Annotated in this window: 15 protein-coding genes and 1 pseudogene; 6 read left to right on the forward strand and 10 right to left on the reverse strand. The window is 66.1% G+C overall.

Going from position 1 to position 18970, the window contains the following annotated elements; all coding sequences use genetic code 11:
• Positions 1 to 193 (forward strand): annotated as a pseudogene (locus tag ACRDUX_RS01000) (twin-arginine translocation pathway signal); the annotation flags it as partial.
• 133 nt (positions 194 to 326) lie between these two features.
• Here ACRDUX_RS01000 and ACRDUX_RS01005 read toward each other — a convergent pair.
• Together ACRDUX_RS01005 and frc (ACRDUX_RS01010) are read right to left on the reverse strand one after the other, a co-directional pair.
• Positions 327 to 1712, reverse strand: coding sequence for an OFA family MFS transporter (locus tag ACRDUX_RS01005; protein ID WP_526410147.1), 1386 nt, complete (start codon positions 1710 to 1712; stop codon positions 327 to 329).
• A gap of 333 nt (positions 1713 to 2045) precedes the next feature.
• The gene (gene frc / locus ACRDUX_RS01010) at positions 2046 to 3329 is read right to left on the reverse strand and encodes a formyl-CoA transferase (protein WP_526410149.1); all 1284 of its coding nucleotides are present in this window, start codon (positions 3327 to 3329) and stop codon (positions 2046 to 2048) included.
• A gap of 583 nt (positions 3330 to 3912) precedes the next feature.
• On the opposite strand from frc (ACRDUX_RS01010), the gene ACRDUX_RS01015 reads away from it, so the two are divergent.
• A complete protein-coding gene (locus ACRDUX_RS01015) occupies positions 3913 to 5319 on the forward strand; it encodes an OFA family MFS transporter (protein ID WP_526410151.1) in 1407 nt (468 codons plus the stop codon).
• A 211-nt stretch (positions 5320 to 5530) separates the two neighbouring features.
• Positions 5531 to 6259, forward strand: a complete 729-nt coding sequence (locus tag ACRDUX_RS01020) for a GntR family transcriptional regulator (RefSeq protein ID WP_526410153.1) — start codon at positions 5531 to 5533, stop codon at positions 6257 to 6259.
• Positions 6260 to 6266: 7 nt separating this feature from the next.
• Here the strand turns inward: ACRDUX_RS01020 and fdhD are convergent, their stop codons facing one another.
• Complete coding sequence (fdhD, locus tag ACRDUX_RS01025; RefSeq protein ID WP_526410155.1) at positions 6267 to 7148, reverse strand: formate dehydrogenase accessory sulfurtransferase FdhD; 882 nt, start codon at positions 7146 to 7148, stop codon at positions 6267 to 6269.
• 189 nt (positions 7149 to 7337) lie between these two features.
• Here fdhD and ACRDUX_RS01030 point away from each other — a divergent pair, with 189 nt between their 5' ends.
• Both ACRDUX_RS01030 and ACRDUX_RS01035 read left to right on the forward strand, forming a co-directional pair.
• Positions 7338 to 8690 (forward strand): OFA family MFS transporter, encoded by a 1353-nt coding sequence (locus ACRDUX_RS01030; protein ID WP_526410157.1) that lies wholly within the window; start codon positions 7338 to 7340, stop codon positions 8688 to 8690.
• Positions 8691 to 8707: 17 nt separating this feature from the next.
• Positions 8708 to 9049: an Rv0250c family protein gene (locus tag ACRDUX_RS01035; protein ID WP_526410159.1), complete on the forward strand. Its 342-nt coding sequence runs from the start codon at positions 8708 to 8710 to the stop codon at positions 9047 to 9049.
• 9 nt (positions 9050 to 9058) lie between these two features.
• Here ACRDUX_RS01035 and ACRDUX_RS01040 read toward each other — a convergent pair whose 3' ends face one another.
• From ACRDUX_RS01040 to ACRDUX_RS01070, 7 genes are all read right to left on the reverse strand, one after another.
• Complete coding sequence (locus ACRDUX_RS01040) at positions 9059 to 9271, reverse strand: formate dehydrogenase subunit delta (RefSeq protein WP_526410161.1); 213 nt, start codon at positions 9269 to 9271, stop codon at positions 9059 to 9061.
• 1 nt (position 9272) lies between these two features.
• Positions 9273 to 12095 (reverse strand): formate dehydrogenase subunit alpha, encoded by a 2823-nt coding sequence (fdhF, locus tag ACRDUX_RS01045; RefSeq protein ID WP_526410163.1) that lies wholly within the window; start codon positions 12093 to 12095, stop codon positions 9273 to 9275.
• Positions 12092 to 13696, reverse strand: a complete 1605-nt coding sequence (locus ACRDUX_RS01050; RefSeq protein ID WP_526410165.1) for a formate dehydrogenase beta subunit — start codon at positions 13694 to 13696, stop codon at positions 12092 to 12094. Before ACRDUX_RS01050 ends, fdhF begins: the two co-directional genes overlap by 4 nt.
• Positions 13693 to 14178: a formate dehydrogenase subunit gamma gene (locus tag ACRDUX_RS01055; RefSeq protein ID WP_526410167.1), complete on the reverse strand. Its 486-nt coding sequence runs from the start codon at positions 14176 to 14178 to the stop codon at positions 13693 to 13695. The genes ACRDUX_RS01050 and ACRDUX_RS01055 overlap by 4 nt, the downstream gene beginning before the upstream one ends.
• A 92-nt stretch (positions 14179 to 14270) precedes the next feature.
• Positions 14271 to 15527, reverse strand: coding sequence for a formyl-CoA transferase (frc, locus tag ACRDUX_RS01060; protein ID WP_526410169.1), 1257 nt, complete (start codon positions 15525 to 15527; stop codon positions 14271 to 14273).
• 59 nt (positions 15528 to 15586) lie between these two features.
• Entirely contained in the window at positions 15587 to 17305 is a 1719-nt protein-coding gene (gene oxc, locus ACRDUX_RS01065; protein ID WP_526410175.1) for an oxalyl-CoA decarboxylase, read from the reverse strand.
• Positions 17306 to 17470: 165 nt separating this feature from the next.
• On the reverse strand, positions 17471 to 18409 hold the full coding sequence (locus ACRDUX_RS01070; RefSeq protein WP_526410171.1) for a LysR family transcriptional regulator: 939 nt from the start codon (positions 18407 to 18409) through the stop codon (positions 17471 to 17473).
• A 108-nt stretch (positions 18410 to 18517) separates the two neighbouring features.
• Here ACRDUX_RS01070 and ACRDUX_RS01075 point away from each other — a divergent pair.
• A partial coding sequence (locus ACRDUX_RS01075; protein ID WP_526410173.1) for a PAS domain-containing protein occupies positions 18518 to 18970 on the forward strand: 453 nt, incomplete at its 3' end.

Here is an 18970-nt window from a genome sequence, read left to right on the forward strand (position 1 = left end):
CTCCAGCACAGCGGGACACCGATGGGCATGGCAGACGAGGGCATGGTCCGGTGGCGAGCGCGAGCCGACCGCCGTGCTCTATCAGTCCACCATCGTCACCGCGACAGACCCCGGCGTGCTTCTGGGAGGCATCCACGTCGACGAGGACGATGTCCTCGCGCCCGATTTCGGGCAGTGGGACCTCGACCGCTGATCCTCGCCCCTCCCGGGAGCTCCAAAATCACTGCCCCACCAGCCATTTCGATCACCGCGCGGCGAGACGGCCGAAGGGTCGCCTGTTCGGCTGTCCCTCGGCCGCCCCGTGGTGTGCGGCGGGCAGGCCCCCGTCAGTCGTTCGCGTTGGCCGCCACCGGCGTCGTCGTGGCCACGCTGGGCTCGACCATGGGCGCCCGGCGGTGACCCGGCTGCCGCAGGAACAATGCGATGCCTGCTGACACCAGAGCGCTCACCGCGGCGATCCAGTAAGCGCCGCCGTAGCCCCAGGCGTCGATGACGCTGGCGCCGACGCCGATTCCGACGACCGACCCGAGCAGCTTGGAGCTGTAGATGAGCCCGTAGTTGCTGGCGTTGTTGTTCTCACCGAAGTAGTCCGGGGTGAGGGAGGCGAACATCGGATAGAACGCGCCACCACCGAATCCCACCAGGAAGGCGAAGAACAGGAACAGGACTTCGTTGTGCGCCTTACCGGCGTAGAGCAGGCCGACAAGAGCCACCGCCGATACCAATAGCACGATGATCAGTGTCAGCTTGCGGCCGAGTCGATCGGATACCCAGCCGGTCGCGCCGCGACCCGTGCCGTTGATGATCGACAGCACACCGGCCGACGACGCCGCTATCAGAGGCCCGAAGCCGAGTTCCTTGGCAAAGGGAACCATGTAGCTGCTGCCGAACAGCGAGACGCCGGCGCTGATCCCCAGCGACAGCCACATCAACGGAAGCATGCCGGTCTTGATCGCCTCCATCGGGGTGTACTGCTTGACCGCTGGCGGATTCTTGAGCAGACCCTTCGCGCCGGCCTTGCTGTTGGCCCATTGCAGTGGGTCCACTTCCTCGGGCCACCAGTTCTTCGGCGGATCCCGGAAGAGCAATCCGCAGAACACGAGGACGATCAGCATGTAAGCGCCAACGAGGTCGAGAACCCAAACGTAGGTAGTCGGGTGCAAGGCGTAGCTGAAGATGAAGATGAAGGGCACGGCGCCATAGGCGAACCCGCCGTTGACGAACCCCGTTTTGCCGCCCCTGCGCTCCGGATACCACTTGCCGACCATGTTGATGCACGTGGCGTACACCAGTCCGGCGCCGACCCCGCCACATGCGGCGAAGCCGAGGTAGGCGACGACCAAGTTGCCCTGGGTTAGGCTGACGAAGCCGACCGCCGAGAGGACCGCGCCGACCAGCATGGCCGCCCGGGCCGACACGATCCCCTTCTCGCGCAACTTCCCCGCGGGAAAGGCGATGCCAGCCTGGAAGAGTGCCCAGATGGCAAGCAACCAGAACGTCTGGGACATACTCCAGCCGTGCGCCTCCCGGATGGACTCTTCGGCGGCGCCGTAGCCGTACTCGTAGACGCTGACGGCCATCATGGAGATCCACGGCAGCCAGACCATCCAGGCCCGGGACCGGCCGAGCAATTCGTGGTCGGTCTCCCCGACGCGATAGACGCGATTGTTCGCGTCGGTGATCTCGCGATAACTTGCGAGTTGTGAGGACATCGTTCATTCTCTCTCTAGCGGTGGTTACAGGCTCGCGCCTCGATGCCCTCTCGCGCTAGGTTTTCGCGACAGACATTCGAGCACTTGTCGTGCACTGCACGGGGATAGGGCCCCGCGCAGGCCATCGGACGCGCACGCCAAAGACACGGCGCAGCGCGTCGCATACCGTTGTTGGCCTTGCGGCCGTTAGCGCCAAGCGACCCTCGGCGTCCGTTTTCAAAGCATCTGCTGTCCGGCCTCGCGGCTTACCTCATGACGCCCTCGCCCCTTCGTTGTTGGGTCACTGACCCGTTTCGGTGGATGAGCCGGCCGACGATGCCCGGCTCCGGTTTCTCAGATGGCCCCAGCACGCCTGAACACCTCCAGTTGTTCCGGTGAATAGCCGAGTTCGGCACAGACTGACTCGGTGTGCTCGCCCAGCATCGGTGAGCGGATGATCTCCACCGGAGAATCCGACAACCGCAGTGGCGACCCGACGGTCTTGAACGATCCCCGTTCGGGATGCTCGACGGTGACGATCGAGCCGAGGTCGGCCAGAGTTTCGTCCTCGATGAGCTCCTTGGTGCTGAGCACCGGGCCGCACGGCACGTTCAGCCCGTTCAGTGCTGTCAGCGCCTCCCACTTCGTGTGCTTCTCGGTCCAGTCCTCGATCAGCGCAAAGACCTTGTCCAGCTTGGGAAGCCGGTCCTCAGGCCGGGCCCAGTCGGGATGGTCGGCCAGCTCGGGCCGTCCGATCAGTTCCGCCAACGGTGCCCACACCTGGGGTTGGACGATGACGTAGATGTAGTCGTTGGGACCGCCGCCGCTGGTCTTGACCGCCCATCCGGGCTGGCCGCCGCCGGAGGCGTTGCCCGATCGTGGCACCTCGTCGGTGAAGCGCTCGTTGGGGTACTCGAGCAACGGGCCGTGGGCCAGCCGTTGCTGGTCACGCAGCTTCACCCGGCACAGGTTGAGGACGGCGTCCTGCATGGCCACCTCGACGCGCTGGCCGCGGCCGGTGTTGGTGCGCTGATACAGCGCGGCCAGGATCCCGGTGACCAGGTGGATGCCGGTACCCGAGTCGCCGATCTGTGCGCCGGTCGCGGTCGGCGGGCCGTGCTCGAACCCGGTGGTCGCCATGGAGCCGCCCATCGCCTGCGCGATGACCTCGTAGGCCTTGAAGTTGAAGTACCTGCCTGGGCCGAATCCCTTTATGGAGGCGTAGATCAGCCGCGGGTTGATCTCGTGAAGTCGCTCCCAGGTGAAACCGAAGCGATCGACCACGCCCGGTCCGAAGTTCTCGGCCAGGATGTCGACGCGCGTCACCAGGTCGGTGAAGATCTGTTTGCCTTCGTCGCTCTTCATGTTGACGGTGATGCTGCGCTTGTTGCAGTTGAGCATCGTGAAGTAGAGGCTGTCGGCGCCGGGAATGTCGCGCAGTTGGCTGCGGGTGACGTCGCCGCCACGTGGCGCCTCCAGCTTGATGACGTCGGCGCCGAGCCAGGCGAGCAGCTGAGTCGCGGACGGACCCGACTGGACGTGCGTCATGTCGAGGACCCGAACGCCAGACAACGCCTTGCCAACACCAGAACCCGGCGCCGTCCGGTCGCCGTTCGCGACGGTGGGGATCTCAACCATGATCACGATCTCCTCTACTCGCCTCGGCACGTGAGCGGTTCGGGCCGAGGGTTCCTCGGGTACGCAACGCAACATTGCATACCGTATGCGTTCAGTCATGAGTGTGTCCCACCTAACAAGTACTTGTCTAGGTTTTCGAACACATTTGATGGGCCTCAACCGCCCAGGGTCCAGCCGGCCAACCCCGCGACCGGGGCCAAGTCGACCAGCAATGGCAGCTTTCGCCCATGACTTCGATGAATAGTCCCTATTCGCAGTACTTCTGGTGGTCAACATTCCCGGAGGTCGGGGCATGGATGGAGGCGCTTTCAAGGGCTCCGTCGGATTTCCAGGAGATTCACAGCCGGTTTTACGCTTGCGCACAGGATTGTATGTAGTATACCGTCCGCTGTGATCGTGATCACTAACCGTCCCTAGAGTGATTGGTGCTACATATGAATCTGTATGCAATATCCACCGTGACGCGAGGGTGGGTGGCTGCGAGTCCATCCCTTCGCCCGCGGAGTCGGGCCGTCTCGAGGATCATCGGACCGACCGGCCGAACACCGGCGGGACCGCCGCGGAACGAGGGGGTTCAGCCAGCATGGATGCGATAGCTCAACCATCGTTCCGCGAGGTCATCGACGACAACGGCAGGGTGTACCGGATCGGGGAGACCGACAGGGACATCCTCGGGCGTTCACGTGTCTGGATGGTCTGGCTGCCGTGGGTCTCGATGATGGCCATCAGCTCCTCGGAGTATGCGTTCACCTCGGCGGAGGACACGCTGTCCGAGGCGCACGGCTGGCATGGCGCCCACATCTTCTGGTTGTTGGGGGTATGGGTCTTCTTCCAGGCCGCGGTGGCGTTCCCGGCCGGCCGACTGCGGGAAAGCGGCAGATTGTCGGCGCGCTCGGCGATGATGCTCGGCGCCGCGGGGTCGCTGCTGGGTTACGTGTCACTGGCGTATGCGCCAACTGTGTTCTGGGCATATCTGGGCTTCGGCTGCTTCGGCGGCACCGCCGCCGGCTTCGTCTACGCCACCTGCGTGAACATGGTGGGCAAGTGGTATCCCGAACGCAAGGGCGGCAAGACCGGTTTCGTCAACGGCGGGTTCGCCTACGGCTCGGTGCCGTTCATCTTCATCTTCACCTCCTATCTAGACGTCAGCAACTACCGGGGGATCCTGTTCGGGATCGGGGTCTTGCTGGCCGCGTTGGTGGCGGTGAGCGGCTTCTTCTTCAAGGACCCGCCGAAGAACTGGTGGCCCGCGCACGTCGATCCGCTCAGTGCCAGCAGCGACCCACGGATCGCCAGGGCCTTGCGGAAGAATCCGCCTGCGAAGAAGCAGTACACGCCGATGGAGGCGATCAAGACCGGCATCCTGCCCATGATGTGGTTCGTCCTGCTCTGCACCGCCGGTATCAACATCTTCGGCATCGCCATGCAGGTGCCGTTCGGCAAGGAGATGGGCTTCGCGGGTGGGATCGTGGCCCTGGCGATGAGCCTCAAGGCCATCATCAACGGCACCGGGCGCGGCGTGATCGGCTGGATCTCCGACCGTTTCGGGCGCAGGGAAACGCTCGTCATCGTCTGCCTGGTGCTGGGCCTGGCCCAGTACGCGGTATATCTCTCGGGCTCCATCGGCAACATGCCGCTGTTCCTGTTGGCCTCGATGGTCTCGGGCTTCGGCGGAGGCGCCATCTTCCCGCTCTTCGCGGCGATGACCGCCGACTACTTCGGGGAGAACAACAACGCGACCAACTACGGCCTGGTGTACAGCTCGAAGGTCATCTCCGGCCTGGTCGGCGCCGGTCTGGGGTCGGTCGTGGTGAGCAACTGGGGATACGGCGCGGCATTCATGATCGCCGGCTCGGTCGGTGTCGGCTGTGCCTTCATCACGCTTCTGCTTCGCCAGCCCAAGCTGCCGGAGTCAGAGCATTCGACATCGGGGAAGGACGAGCACCGGAAGGGACGTCAGGAGGAGGCCGCCTCGCTAGCGCTGGATTAGTGCCTGGGTGGGCTCTCGGGCAATGAATCAGCGCCCCGGGTGCGGGAGAAGGTCCTCGAGGGGATCACTCCCGCACCCGGGTTTCCCGTTTCCGGGCCACGGTCGAAGGCGCGACCGAAACGGGATCGCGGGGCGACGGCGGCAAACGGTTCATTGCATACGAAAACCTGTAAGCTGAGCACGCGCATCGAAGGCCAAGGAGCTGCTAGCCATGTCACATCCCCATCCCTCCGGCAAACGCAAGCAGGCTTCGCGGCCCAGCATGCTGGCCGACGCCGCACCCCGGGTGCTGCGACCCGCTCCCCTGCGCCAGGCCGTCTACGACGCCATCGTCGAACTGATCGTGCACGGCACCCTGCAACGGGGTCGCCACGTCGTCGAGGCCGAACTGGCCGACTATCTCGGTGTCAGTCGCCAGCCGGTGCGAGAAGCCTTGCAGCGCTTGCAGACCGACGGTTGGATCGAGCTGCGCCCCGGGCAGGGCGCCTTCGTGCACATCCCGTCCGAAGACGAAGTGGACCAGCTTCTCGGAGTTCGGTCGGTACTGGAAACCCATTCGGCCGGGCTCGCCGCCGAACGCGCCACCCCAGAGGACGTCAATCGGCTCTGGGAGCTGCAGCAGAACGGGTTGAACGCACTGGCCGCCAACGACTCAGAGGGCCTGGTCACGGCCAACGCGGCCCTGCACGCGGCAATCACTGCCCTCGCGGGCAACGAGGTACTCGCCGAACACATCGGGCTCGTCGAACGCAAGTGGCGCTGGTACTACCTGCCCATCGCGCAACCACGCGGCCAGGACGCCTGGAGCGAGCACGCCGAACTGATCTCGGCGATCGCCGCCGGGGACGTCAAGCGCGCGACCGACATCATGAACCGGCACACCGAGCGGACGCGGCAGGTCTACCACGAAGAGCGGCTCGCCAAGGCCGAGCGGGAATGACGGCAGGTCACACCGGCGAGCGGTGACCCGTCTGACGGGGCGGATTCCCGTCAAGTTCCTCTTCGCTGGAACGGATCCGTTCGGCTGCGGAGTAGACGTTCATCGAGTCGCCGCGTAAGAAGCCCACCAACGTCAGTCCCATCTCCCTGGCGAGGTCCACGGCCAGTGACGACGGAGCCGATACCGCGGCCAGTGCCGGTATCCCGGCCATCACCGCCTTCTGCACCAGCTCGAAGGAAGCCCGGCCACTAACCATCAGCGTCATGCCGGTCAGCGGCAGGCGCCCTTCGGCGAGCGCCCATCCGATCACCTTGTCCACCGCGTTGTGCCGTCCGACGTCCTCCCGCACGCACCACAGCTCACCGTCGGCGTCAAACAGTGCGGCCGCGTGCAGCCCGCCGGTCCGGTCGAACACCCGCTGCGCGGCCCTGAGCTTGTCGGGCAGGGTGACGATCGTCGCGGCGCTCAGCCGGACCGGGTCACGGTCGACGTGCCAGCGGCTGACGGTGCGCACGGCATCGAGGCTGGCCTTCCCGCATACCCCGCACGACGACGTCGTATAGAAGTTGCGTTCCAGCGACGCGTCGGGCGCAGCGACGCCGTCGTCGAGGAGTACGTCGAGCACGTTGTAGGTGTTGGCGCCGTCGGCCGTCGCACCAGCGCAGTAGCGGATCGCCGCGATGTCCGAGGCTCCCGCCACCACGCCCTCGCTGACGAGAAAGCCGCGGGCCAGGTCGAAGTCGTCACCAGGGGTCCGCATCGTCACCGTCAGCGGACGTCCCGCCACCCGAATCTCCAGCGGTTCCTCTGCGGCGAGGGTGTCCGGGCGGGTCGAGCTCACCCCGTCGGTCATCCGCACGATGCGGTATCGGCTCGTCACGCGTCCCATGTCGGCGAACTCCCTTGTTGTACGTCGTAGTCAATCTACCGGCGCGCCAATGTCAGTCGCGTGGATCTCAAGAGCTGTCCTGATGACCGTCATTCGTGAAAGCGGGTCGGACAACAGCCACTGAGGTATGGACACGTGATCCACATCACGTTAGAGTTATTGCATACTGTATGCAATAAGGAGAGCGTGATGGCCCCCAGCGGTTCCCCAGTCGTCGACGTCGTAGAAGTGCGCGACCTACGCGGTCGCTCGTACCGAGTCGGCGAGCGACCGCACGACCTCATCGGCTGCTCACGGACGTGGATGCTGTTGTTCTGCTGGGTCGCCATGGCTGGCATCGGAGTGCTGCAGTACGGCTACGGGATCGCTTTGATGGCTCTGCACGTGACCAGTGGAAAGAGCCTCACCGGCGCCCTGTGGGTCCTCGCGCTGTGGGTGGTGTTCCAGGCCGGTGCGGCTGCACCCACTGCCGTACTGAGCCACCGCTTCGCGCTGACTCCGGCGCGTGCCGTCCCGGTCGGCGCACTGCTGTGCGCCGTCGGACCCGTGACCCTGGCCTTCACCGACGACCTGGTGCTCGCGGTGCTCGGCTACTCCGTGCTGTCCGGCACGGGCGCAGGCATCGTCTACGCCACCTGCACTGCCACCGTCGCGAAGTGGTACCCGGAGAAGCGCGCCGCCAGGGTCGGTCTCGTCACCGGAGCGATCGGCTGCGGTGCCGTCCCCTTCATCGTGGCCTTCGCGGCCGCACTCACCCCGGCCAACCGCACGGGAATCCTTACTGCGGTGGGGGTCATCATCCTCGTCGTCGTCGCCCAGCTCGGCGCACTCCTGCGGGACCCGCCTGCGGGCTGGTGGCCATCGGACATCGACCCCAAACTCTGGGCCATCGACAAGAAGCTGAATCGCAGCCTGCGCAACAACGTCACGGCCGTGCGTCAGTACTCCCCAGGGGAGGCGGTCCGGACGCCCGCGTTCGTGGTCATGTATCTCATCCTCGTCATCGCCGCCGCGGCCTCGCTGCTCGCCGTCGTCTACGTCCCGATCGTGGCACTGTCCCATGGCTTTTCGCTCGGAGTAGGGGCCTTGGCGGTCGGCCTCCTCGCCGTCGTCAACGGCACCGGGCGCAGCGTGGCCGGCCGAATCTCCGACCGGTTCGGCCGACGCCAGACTCTGAGCGCCGCGCTTCTCGTCGAGGGTTGCGCGCAACTGGGGCTGGTCTACTCCGCGTCGATCGGCCAGCCCGCCGCGTTCGTCGTCTTCGCCGCGCTGAGCGGAATGGCAGGCGGCGCCTTCTACCCACTGTTCGCCAGTCTGGTCGCCGACTACTTCGGGGAGCCCAGCGCCGTGCGGAACTTCGGCTTGGTCTACAGCGCCAAGCTGTTCGGAGGGCTCATCGGCGTCGGTCTGCCCGCCCTGCTGGTCGCCTCGCACGGACTGACGATTCCGTTCGTCGCCGCCGGCCTGCTCAGCATGTGCGCCGCGGTCATGACGCGGATGCTGCACCGTCCCGGCCTGCCGACCGTCTGCCTGCCGCGATGATTCCCGAAGGAGTTCCCATGTCCTCCACCACCGTTGACAAGCTGCACCAGCTGTTCGCCGAGCTGCTGCGTTGCGTGACCGCGCTGGAGTCCACCTACGGTGACACCCCGGCGATGCGTCGCATCGTCAACGATGCCCAAGGGATCCGCAACGCCATCCATCGGCTCGAGATCGACGCCGAGGAGTTGGGCGCCAAGGAATTGGGCATGGCCCCGGCGCTCACCTCCAATACGCGGGCGGTGGACATGATCCAGATATCCGACGCCGACTACGACCCCGATTTCTGGCGGGACGTCGACCACGAAGGGGTCGGCGCACAGAGCCTGGCCTGCGTGCACGTCACTCGTACGCGCAGATAGCCCGCAGGACTAGCGCAACAGCGCCGCCGCCGCTAAGGCCACCGGTTCGAAATCGGTTGCCCGCGAGTCGACGAGGTCGAACAGCCGTCGCTTCATCCGCGGGTCCCAGAACTTGCGGACGTGGTCGGCGACCTGGTCCACCGCCTGCTCGGTGGGCAGGTAGCCGAAGTGGACGACGACCTTGTTGATCAGCCTGATCTCGGCGGGGTCGTGGACCGACACGTCACTCCGCCAGACCGGCGGCCAGCACGCGCTCGACCGCCTGCTGGGCCCGCTGGTGAGAGATCGGGTGCGCCAGTGCGACCTGAACGGCGGTCACCTTGTACTCCGGGCAGTTCGTTGCCCAGTCGGAGTTCTCCGTCGTCACGACGTTCGCCCCCGTGACCGGGTAGTGGAACGTCGTGTACACCACGCCGGTCGGCATCCGGTCGGAGATCTGCGCACGTAGCGTCGTCTCGCCGACTCGGCTGGCCAACGTGACCTCGTCACCGTCGGTGATACCCCGCACCTCCGCGTCGTGTGGATGAATCTCCAGCAGATCCTCCTGATGCCAGGCGATGTTCGCCGTGCGCCGTGTTTGTGCACCGACGTTGTACTGGCTCAGGATTCGGCCCGTCGTGAGAATCAGTGGGAACCGGCGGGTACTGCGCTCGTCGGTCGGCACGAAGGGTGTCGGCACGAACCTGCCGAGGCCCCTGGTGAACGAGTCCACGTGCATGATCGGCGTGCCGTCGGGTGCGTGCTCGTCGCACGGCCATTGGATGCTGCCCACCTCGTCCAACTTCTCGAAGGAGACGCCGGCGAAAGTGGGTGTGAGGGCAGCGATCTCAGCCATGATCTGGCTCGGATGGTCGTAGTGCATGGGATAGCCCATCGCCGTGGCGATCTGGCAGACGATGTCCCATTCGTGGCGGCCGCTCTTCGGCTTCATCACCGCACGGACCCTGTTGATCCGGCGTTCGGCGTTGGTGAAGGTTCCGTCCTTCTCCAGGAACGACGCGCCCGGCAGGAACACATGGGCGTACTTCGCGGTCTCGTTGAGGAACAGGTCCTGCACCACCAAGAGTTCCATCGCCTCGAGTGCGGCCAGGACGTGCTTGACGTTCGGGTCGGATTGCGCGATGTCTTCACCATGGACGAACAGCCCCCGAAACGTGCCCTCGATCGCGGCGTCGAACATATTCGGGATGCGAAATCCAGGTTCGGCCAACAGTTTTGTGCCCCAGAGGTTTTCGAACACCTGACGGACGGCGTCATCCGAGACGTGCCGGTAACCGGGCAGCTCGTGCGGGAAGGATCCCATGTCGCAGGAGCCCTGCACGTTGTTCTGGCCGCGCAGCGGGTTGACGCCGACACCGTCGCGGCCGATGTTGCCGCACGCCATCGCCAGGTTCGCCATGCCCATGACCATCGTCGAGCCCTGGCTGTGTTCGGTGACACCGAGGCCGTAGTAGATCGCCCCGTTCGGCGCCATGGCGTACAGGCGGGCAGCGGCGCGCAGTTCGTCGGCCGCCACACCGGTGATCGACTCAACGGCCTCGGGGCTGTTCTCCTGACGCGAGATGAACTGGGCCCACTCGTCGTAGCCCTCGCATCTGGCGCCGACGAACGCCTTGTCGGCGAGCCCCTCGGTAACCACCACGTGCGCCATCGCGTTGACCACCGCGACGTTGGTTCCCGGTTTCAGCTGCAGGTGGTGATCGGCCTCGACGTGCGGCGAGCGCACCAGGTCGATGCGACGTGGGTCGACCACGATCAACCGCGCCCCCTGACGCAGCCGCTGCTTCATCCTCGATGCGAAGACCGGGTGCCCGTCGGTCGGGTTGGCGCCGATCACCATGATGACGTCGGCTTGGGCCACCGACTGGAAGTCTTGTGTCCCCGCCGATTCGCCGAACGTCTGTTTGAGCCCGTAGCCCGTTGGCGAGTGGCAGACCCTGGCGCAGGTGTCGACGTTGTTGTTGCCGAACGCCGCCCGGACCATCTTCTGGACGACGTAGACCTCTTCGTTGGTGCACCGCGACGAGGTGATCGCGCCTATCGCGCCCGCGCCGTGCCGCTGCGCGATGTCCAGCATGCGGGTGGCGACGGTACCGATCGCCTCCTCCCACTCGACTTCACGCCACGGGTCGGTGATCTTCTCGCGGACCATCGGGCTCAGCATCCGGTCCGGGTGGGTCGCGTACCCAAAGGCGAACCGCCCCTTCACACACGAGTGGCCCTCGTTCGCGCCGCCGTCCTTCTGGGGCACCATGCGGACCAACTCGTCGCCTCGCATCTCCGCCCGGAACGAGCACCCGACACCGCAGTAGGCGCAGGTGGTGGTCACCGATCGCGTGGGGATCCCCAGTTGCACGACGGAACGCTCCTGCAGAGTCGACGTCGGGCACGCCTGCACACAGGCGCCGCAGGAGACACACTCCGAGTCCATGAAGGACTCCCCCGCGCCAGCCGAAACCTTGGAGTCGAAGCCACGGCCGGAGATGGTCAACGCGAACGTGCCCTGGATCTCGTCACACGCCCGCACACACCGCGAGCAGGCGATGCACTTGGCCGGGTCGAAGTCGAAGTACGGGTTGCTGTGGTCGGCGACGGCGTCGAGGTGGTTCGCCCCGTCGTAGCCGTACCTGACCTGTCGCAGTCCGACCACGCCAGCCATGTCCTGTAACTCGCAGTCGCCATTGGCCGGACAGGTCAGACAATCGAGTGGATGGTCGGAGATGTAGAGCTCCATGACGTTCTCGCGGAGTTTGGCGACCTTCGGTGTCTGGGTATGAACGACCATGCCGTCGGCCACCGGGGTGGTGCAAGAGGCGGGAGTGCCACGGCGCCCGTCGATCTCCACCAGACAGAGCCGGCAAGAGCCGAACGCTTCGAGCCGGTCGGTGGCGCACAACTTGGGGACGTCGATACCGGCCAGTGCGGCCGCCCGCATGACGGACGTGCCCTCTGGGACGGAGACGTGCCATCCGTCCACCTCCACCGAGACCGTTGCCGGCCCTGGCTTGGCAGGTGTGCCGAAGTCGGGCTCCTTGAGCAGGCTCATCGCATGCCCTCCGTCCTCGCGCGCAGCGGCGCGGTCGTCGTTTCGGAGATCGAGTCACGTGAGTCGAAGTCGTCGGGGAAGTGGGTGAGCGCGCTGCGGACGGGCATTGGGGTGAGCCCGCCCATCGCACACAGCGAGCCCTCGGTCATGACATCGCAGAGATCCTCGAGCAGGGCGAGGTTCTCGTCGCGGTGCTCACCGGCGGTGATCCGATCGATCACTTCCACGCCGCGCACCGAGCCGACCCGACACGGCGTGCACTTGCCACACGACTCCGCGGCGCAGAACTCCATGGCGAACCTGGCCTGAGCCGCCATGTCGACGGTGTCGTCGAACACCACGATGCCGCCGTGGCCGACCATGGCCCCGGCCGCGACGAATGCCTCGTAGTCCATCGGCAGATCGAAGTTGTCCCTCGGCAGATACGCGCCGAGCGGGCCACCGACCTGGACCGCACGCACCGGGCGCCCCGTCCGGGTTCCGCCGCCATAGCCGTCGACGAGTTCGCCAAGCGTCACCCCGAAGGCCTTCTCCACGATGCCGCCGTACCGGATATTGCCGCCGAGCTGAAACAGCTGGGTGCCACGCGACCGTTCGACGCCGAGCTCCTGATAGGCCCTGGCACCGTCGGCGAGGATGGTTGGCACGCTGGCCAGCGTGAGCACGTTGTTGACCACGGTCGGCTTGCCGAACAGCCCGTGGATGGCCGGGATCGGTGGCTTCGCACGGACCATGCCGCGCTTGCCCTCGAGGCTCTCCAGCATGGAGGTCTCCTCGCCGCAGATGTAGGCTCCGCCGCCCACCCTGACGTGCAGATCGAAACGCATACCCGAGCCCAGCACGTCGTCGCCGAGCCACCCACGGCCGCGGGCGATCTCGATGGCGCTGCGCATCGTCGCCACCGCATCGGGATACTCCGACCGGATGTAGAAATATCCCTCGCTGGCGCCCACCGCGTAGGCGGCGATCGTCATGCCCTCGATGAGCATGAACGGGTCACCCTCCATCACCATCCGGTCGGCGAAGGTTCCGCTGTCGCCTTCGTCGGCATTGCAGCAGACGAACTTCAGTTCGTCGACGCACTCGAGGACGGTCTTCCACTTGATGCCTGCGGGGAAGCCCGCGCCACCGCGCCCGCGCAATCCGGAGTCGGTGACCTCGGCGACCACGTCGGCCTGCGACATTTGCAGGGCCCGTTGCAATCCCGAGAGGCCGCCGTGAGCGAGGTAGTCCTCTGGCGAGAGCGGATCGGTGACGCCGACCCTGGCGAAGGTCACCCGATGCTGTGTCGCCAACCAGGGCAGGTCCTCGACCACTCCGACGCGCGACGGGTGATCGGCGGCGTCGAACATCCCGGCAGCGACGAGACCGTCGACCTGCGCCGGGGAGACGGGCCCGTAGCCCACCCGGCCGTTCGGCGTCACCACCTCGACCAACGGCTCCAGCCAGAGCATGCCGCGAGAACCGTTGCGGATCAGCTGAATTGGCCTGTTCTCCCGGGCCGCGGCACGTAGCAGCGCATCCGCCACCTCGTCCGCGCCGACCGAAGTCGCCGCCGAGTCGCACGGCACGTACACGGTGACCGGCGCGGGCCCGCTCATTGCGCCACCGCCGTGTCGAGGATCGACGAGAGCCGAGCCTCGTCCAGTCGACCGTACAGCCGGCCGTCGACCTGCGCCGCAGGTCCCAGCGCGCAGTTGCCAAGGCAGAAGACCTGTTCGGCGGTCAGCGATCCGTCCCGGCTGGTCTCCCCCAGTGACACGCCGTACCGCTCCCGCAGGTGAGCTACTAGTTTCCCGGCGCCGACGGACTGACACGCCTCCGCCCGGCAGATCCGGACCGTGGTGCGCCCGGCCGGCTCCGAGCGGAAGTCGTGGTAGAAGCTGACGACGCCATGTACGTCGGCACGGGACAGGTTGAGTTCGTCCGCGAGTACGGGAATGGCCTCTGCGGGAACACATCCCAGTACCTCCTGGACCGCGTGCAGGATGGGCAGTAGCGCTCCGCGGTGCGTGCGATGGTCGGCGGCGATCTCGCGGACCAGGACCGCCACGTTCGCCTCCCCCGTTGTCGTGGGATTCATGTGCTTCCTCCAGCGGAAAGGCGAACGGATCGGTGTGGATGAGAACCGCCTCAGATCGTGACCTGAGGCGGTTCTCGGTCTTCACAGCCGGTTTAGACGACGATCTTGTTCTTGTGGAACGACTCGATGGTGTCGGCGTCGTAGCCCAGTCCGGCCAGGACCTCGTCCGTGTGCTCGCCGAGCAGCGGCGCACCCTTGATTTCGGGCTTGAACGACGAGAACTTGATCGGGCTGCCGACGGTCAGGAAGGTTCCGCGGCCCTTCTGGTCCACCTCGACGATGCTTCCACTCTTGCGCAGAGACTGATCTGCGGCCAGATCCTTCATGGACATGACCGGCGCGCACGGCACCTCCCACTCGCGCAGTATGTCGACTGCCTCCCACTTCGTCTTGTCCGCCAGCCACTTCTCGATCTCACCGAAGATGTCGAAGATCTTGTCCTGGCGAGCGCGCGCGGTGCTGTAGGCCGGGTCCTCGACCCATTCGGGCCGACCGATGGCCTCCGCGGTGCGCTTCCAGTTCTGTTCCTGGACGGTGAAGTAGATGTAGGCGTTGGGGTCGGTCTCCCAGCCCTTGCACTTGACCACCCAGCCCGGCTGTCCGCCACCGCCGGCGTTGCCGCCGCGCGGCACCGCGTCGCCGAACTCGCCGTTCGGGTACTGCGGGTACTCCTCGAGGTAGCCGATCGCCTCAAGCCTCTGCTGGTCGCGCAGCTTGACCCGGCAGAGGTTGAGCACGGCGTCCTGCATCGCAGCCGAAACCTTCTGGCCCTTGCCGGTCTTGTCACGCGCGATGAGCGCGGTCAGGATGCCGATGAGCAGATGCATGCCGGTGTTGCTGTCACCGAGGGCCGCCCCGCTGACGGTCGGCGGCCCGTCCCAGAACCCGGTGGTGGAGGCACCGCCGCCGGCGCACTGCGCGACGTTCTCGTAGACCTTGAGGTCGTTCCACGTCGAGTCGTCGTTGAAGCCCTTGACGGAGCCGAAGATCAGCCGCGGGTTCCACTTCTGCAGCGTCTCCCACGACATCCCCATCCGGTCCAGCGCGCCGGGTGCGAAGTTCTCCACCAGCACGTCGGCGTCGCGGATCAGCTTCTCCATCACCCCAAGACCCTCTGCTGACTTCGTGTCGATCGCCAGCGAACGCTTGTTGCTGTTCAACATGGTGAAGTACAGGGCGTCCACATCGGGGATGTCACGCAACTGGTTTCGCGTGACGTCACCCCCAGCGGGGCGCTCGACCTTCAGTACGTCGGCTCCGAACCAGGCCAGCATCTGGGTGCAGGCCGGGCCCGCCTGGACGCCGGTGAAGTCGATCACCTTGATCCCGGAGAGCGGCAGATCAGTCATGAGACAGTTCCTTTCATCGTTGGTGTCTCGGTCATGTGGTTGTCTCGGTTGTGCGGTTGCTAGTGCTTGGCGGTGATGCCCTTGGGGTTCAGGTGGGCGATGTTTCCGCTCTCGGTGCCGTCGGAGGGATCGATGACGCAGTCGATGAGTGCGGGGCGGCCAGAAGCCAGCGCCTCGCGGAGCGCGGCCGCCACCTCCTCGGGCGTGGTGGCCTGATATCCCTTGCCGCCGAACGCCTTGATCATGTACTCGTGGCGGGCGCGCAGCGCGGTCGGCGCGGGGTCTGTCGAGGCCGAGGGGTCGTCGCCACGGTAGACGCCGCTGTTGTTCAGGATCACGGTGACGATCGGCAGGTTGTAACGGCAGATCGCCTCGAGCTCCATGCCACTGAAGCCGAAAGCACTGTCACCCTCGATGGCGACGACGGGGTCGCCACTCTCCACTGCGGCGGCAATGGCGTAGCCCATGCCGATGCCCATCACACCCCAGGTTCCGCTGTCCAACCGGTGCCGCGGCACCTGCATGGGAATTGTGTTGCGCGCCAGATCAAGTGCATTGGCACCCTCGTTGACGACATACACCTGGGGGTTGTCGGCGAGGACGTCGCGAATGGCCTGCAGCGCGCCGAGGAACTTCATCGGCTGCGCGGTGAGCGCGGCCTCCAGGCGGCCTGCCATCTTGGCGACGTTCTGCGCCGACTTGGCCGAGATTTCCTCACGCCACTGCGGGGCCACGCTGATCTGACCCGGCTTGCTCCGCTCGACGAGGGTCTCCATCACCGAACTGATGTCGCCGACCAGTGGGGCCGCGATGGGCTGGTTGCTGTCCATCTCGGTGGCCGAGATGTCGACCTGGATGAACTTGGCGTCCGGATTCCATTGCGGCGCATCACCGAAGCCGAGGAGCCAGTTCAGCCGCGCGCCGACGAGCATTACGACGTCGGCGCGCTTCAGCGCCAGCGAACGTGCGGTGGCCGCGGACTGCGGATGGTCGTCGGGCAGCAGGCCCTTCGCCATCGACATCGGCACGTACGGCATGCCGGTGGTCTCGACGAACTCGCGGATCGTGGCGTCGGCCTGAGCGTAGGCGGCGCCCTTGCCCAGCACGATCAACGGCCGCTCGGCGCCGGCGAGCAGTTCGATGGCCGAGTCGATCGCCTCGATCTCGGGCAGCTGCTTGGGCGCCGGGTTCACCACGCGCCAGAGGGTTTTCGAGGCTTCCTCGGCGTCGAGCACCTCACCGAGAACCGCGGCGGGAATGTCCAGGTAGACCCCGCCTGGGCGACCGGAGGCCGCGGTGCGGATGGCCCTGGCCACGCCGCGACCGATGTCCTCGGCACGCGACACCCGGTAGGCCGCCTTGGCGAACATGCGGGCGGCGGCCAGCTGGTCCATCTCCTCGTAGTCGCCCCGCTGAAGGTCGACGAGGTGCCGCTCGCTGGAGCCGGAGATCTGGACCATCGGGAAGCAGTTGGTGGTGGCGTTGGCCAGCGCGACAAGCCCGTTGAGGAATCCTGGTGCCGACACCGTCAGGCAGATGCCGGGCTTCTGGGTGAGGAAGCCCGCGGCGGCGGCCGCGTGGCCGGCGTCGCTCTCGTGCCGGAAGCCGATGTAGCGCAGGCCCGAAGCCTGGGCCAGGCGAGCCAAATCGGTGATCGGAATGCCGACCACCCCGTAGATGGTGTGTACGTCGTTGAGCTTCAGTGCGTCGACGACCAAGTGGATGCCGTCGGTGAGAGCACCTGGCTCGTCGGTACTCCCTGCCTCCGTGTCTCGCATGGGAGCGACGGTCATGGTGTGGAACCTTCCTGGCTGATGGACTTTCTCGTTACTCACCAAGACTTTTCACGCTGCGGATCGGCGCGTCCAAGACCTGTCGTCAACCGGTTGATAAACGCCGGTTATCGAAGGGCGCGTCGTCGTCCAGGGCCGTCGAACACGTTGTCAGTGACTGCTCAGGTCGGAGACGAGCTCTCGACGCTCCAGCTCGAAGGCCCCGTCCAGCTGCGCGCCCGCCGCCACGTTCACGAACGCCCGTGCCGCCACCGAGCCGGAGCCGGCGTGGATCGCTATCGAGATTTGCGCGGTGGTCTCCGGTTCGACGAGGCGGATGGCTCTGGCCGCCCCCATCGCAGGGATCGCGCGCAACCAGGTGTGCGGCACCACGCTCGCCCATGCGCCGGTAGCGACGTGCGCGTAGAGCGAGGCGACCGAATCGGTCTCCACCTGTGGAATCGCGACCACGCCGTTGGCGGCGAAGGCCTTGTCGATGAATTGCCGGAAACGCATGTGCGGCATCAACAACGCCAGCGGAAGCTGAGCGGCCTCGGCCCACGTGATGGTGCGGGTACCCGACGCGAGATGCTCACCGGAGACCAGCAGTACGTACCGCTCCTTGTACAGCGGCACCACCTCGAGGCCCGAGCGATCATCCGGGCCGAAGTGGGCGATGGCGGCGTCCAGTTCGAAGTCGCGCAGTTGGCGCAGCAACTCGGTGGACGACAGTCGGGAACAGATGGTCACCTTGGCCAACGGATGCAACCCGCAGAACGCGGCGACCGGCAGTGCCGTGGTCGTCGACACCGTGGGCCCGCAGCCAAGGCGCAGCGTGCCGGAGATGCCGGTTCGCATCGCGGCCGCCTCGGCCTTGAGGCCGTCGTGCTCGGCCAGCAGTCGCTTGGCCCACACGACGAGCCGTTCGCCCTCCAGCGTCAAGCCTTCGAAGTTCTGCCCGCGATGGATCAGCGTGACGTTGAGCTCGCGTTCCAATTTGGCGATCGCGGTGGACAGCGCAGGCTGCGAGACGTAGCAGGCCTCGGCGGCCCTGGCGAAGTGACGTTCGCGGGCCACCGCGACGAAGTACTCCAGCTGGCGCAACAGCACGGGCACTCCTCCTGGCCGTCGTGGCCGATTTCTGTGTTGTGTATGCAGTATGCGTTATCCTCGAAGCGAACGCAATGACTGGGCAGAACCGACGAAGGAGAAGGCAGAGTGGTCGAGAGCAGCAGCACCGTAAGCCAGGAGTGGCTCGCCCAAGCGGTCGTGACCGAATCGGCAGAGGCCATCGTGGTCACCGACCCGGACGGTCTCATCCGGCTGTGGAATGACGGAGCCGCTCGCATCTTCGGGTACTCGGCTGCCGACGCGGTGGGCCAGAGCCTGGACCTGATCATTCCGGACAAGCTGCGCGACAGGCACTGGAAGGGTTACCGGCAGACCATGACCACCGGCACCACTCGCTACGGCGAGACGTTGTTGAGCGTGCCTGCCAGCCACCGGGATGGGCACCGGCTCTCGATCGAGTTCAGCGTGGCCCTGCTGCGCGACGACGCAGGCGTGATCGTGGGGATCTCGGCGATCATGCGCGAAGTCAGTGAACGGCGCGCGGCCGAGAGGGCCCTGCGCGCCAAGATCGCCGACCTGGAGGCCCGTGCAGGGCTGGGT

Origin of the sequence: Mycobacterium sp., from assembly GCF_050701675.1 — a bacterium.
GTDB lineage: Bacteria > Actinomycetota > Actinomycetes > Mycobacteriales > Mycobacteriaceae > Mycobacterium.

Excerpts from the sequence above, each read along its gene's own strand:
- oxc (WP_526410175.1), bottom strand. The coding sequence starts at position 17,305 with ATGCGAGACACGGAGGCAGGGAGTACCGACGAGCCAGGTGCTCTCACC.
- ACRDUX_RS01015 (WP_526410151.1), top strand. The coding sequence starts at position 3,913 with ATGGATGCGATAGCTCAACCATCGTTCCGCGAGGTCATCGACGACAAC.
- fdhD (WP_526410155.1), bottom strand. The coding sequence starts at position 7,148 with ATGGGACGCGTGACGAGCCGATACCGCATCGTGCGGATGACCGACGGG.
- ACRDUX_RS01005 (WP_526410147.1), bottom strand. The coding sequence starts at position 1,712 with ATGTCCTCACAACTCGCAAGTTATCGCGAGATCACCGACGCGAACAAT.
- frc (WP_526410169.1), bottom strand. The coding sequence starts at position 15,527 with ATGACTGATCTGCCGCTCTCCGGGATCAAGGTGATCGACTTCACCGGC.
- frc (WP_526410149.1), bottom strand. The coding sequence starts at position 3,329 with ATGGTTGAGATCCCCACCGTCGCGAACGGCGACCGGACGGCGCCGGGT.
- ACRDUX_RS01035 (WP_526410159.1), top strand. The coding sequence starts at position 8,708 with ATGTCCTCCACCACCGTTGACAAGCTGCACCAGCTGTTCGCCGAGCTG.
- ACRDUX_RS01050 (WP_526410165.1), bottom strand. The coding sequence starts at position 13,696 with ATGAGCGGGCCCGCGCCGGTCACCGTGTACGTGCCGTGCGACTCGGCG.
- ACRDUX_RS01020 (WP_526410153.1), top strand. The coding sequence starts at position 5,531 with ATGTCACATCCCCATCCCTCCGGCAAACGCAAGCAGGCTTCGCGGCCC.
- ACRDUX_RS01030 (WP_526410157.1), top strand. The coding sequence starts at position 7,338 with ATGGCCCCCAGCGGTTCCCCAGTCGTCGACGTCGTAGAAGTGCGCGAC.
- ACRDUX_RS01055 (WP_526410167.1), bottom strand. The coding sequence starts at position 14,178 with ATGAATCCCACGACAACGGGGGAGGCGAACGTGGCGGTCCTGGTCCGC.
- fdhF (WP_526410163.1), bottom strand. The coding sequence starts at position 12,095 with ATGAGCCTGCTCAAGGAGCCCGACTTCGGCACACCTGCCAAGCCAGGG.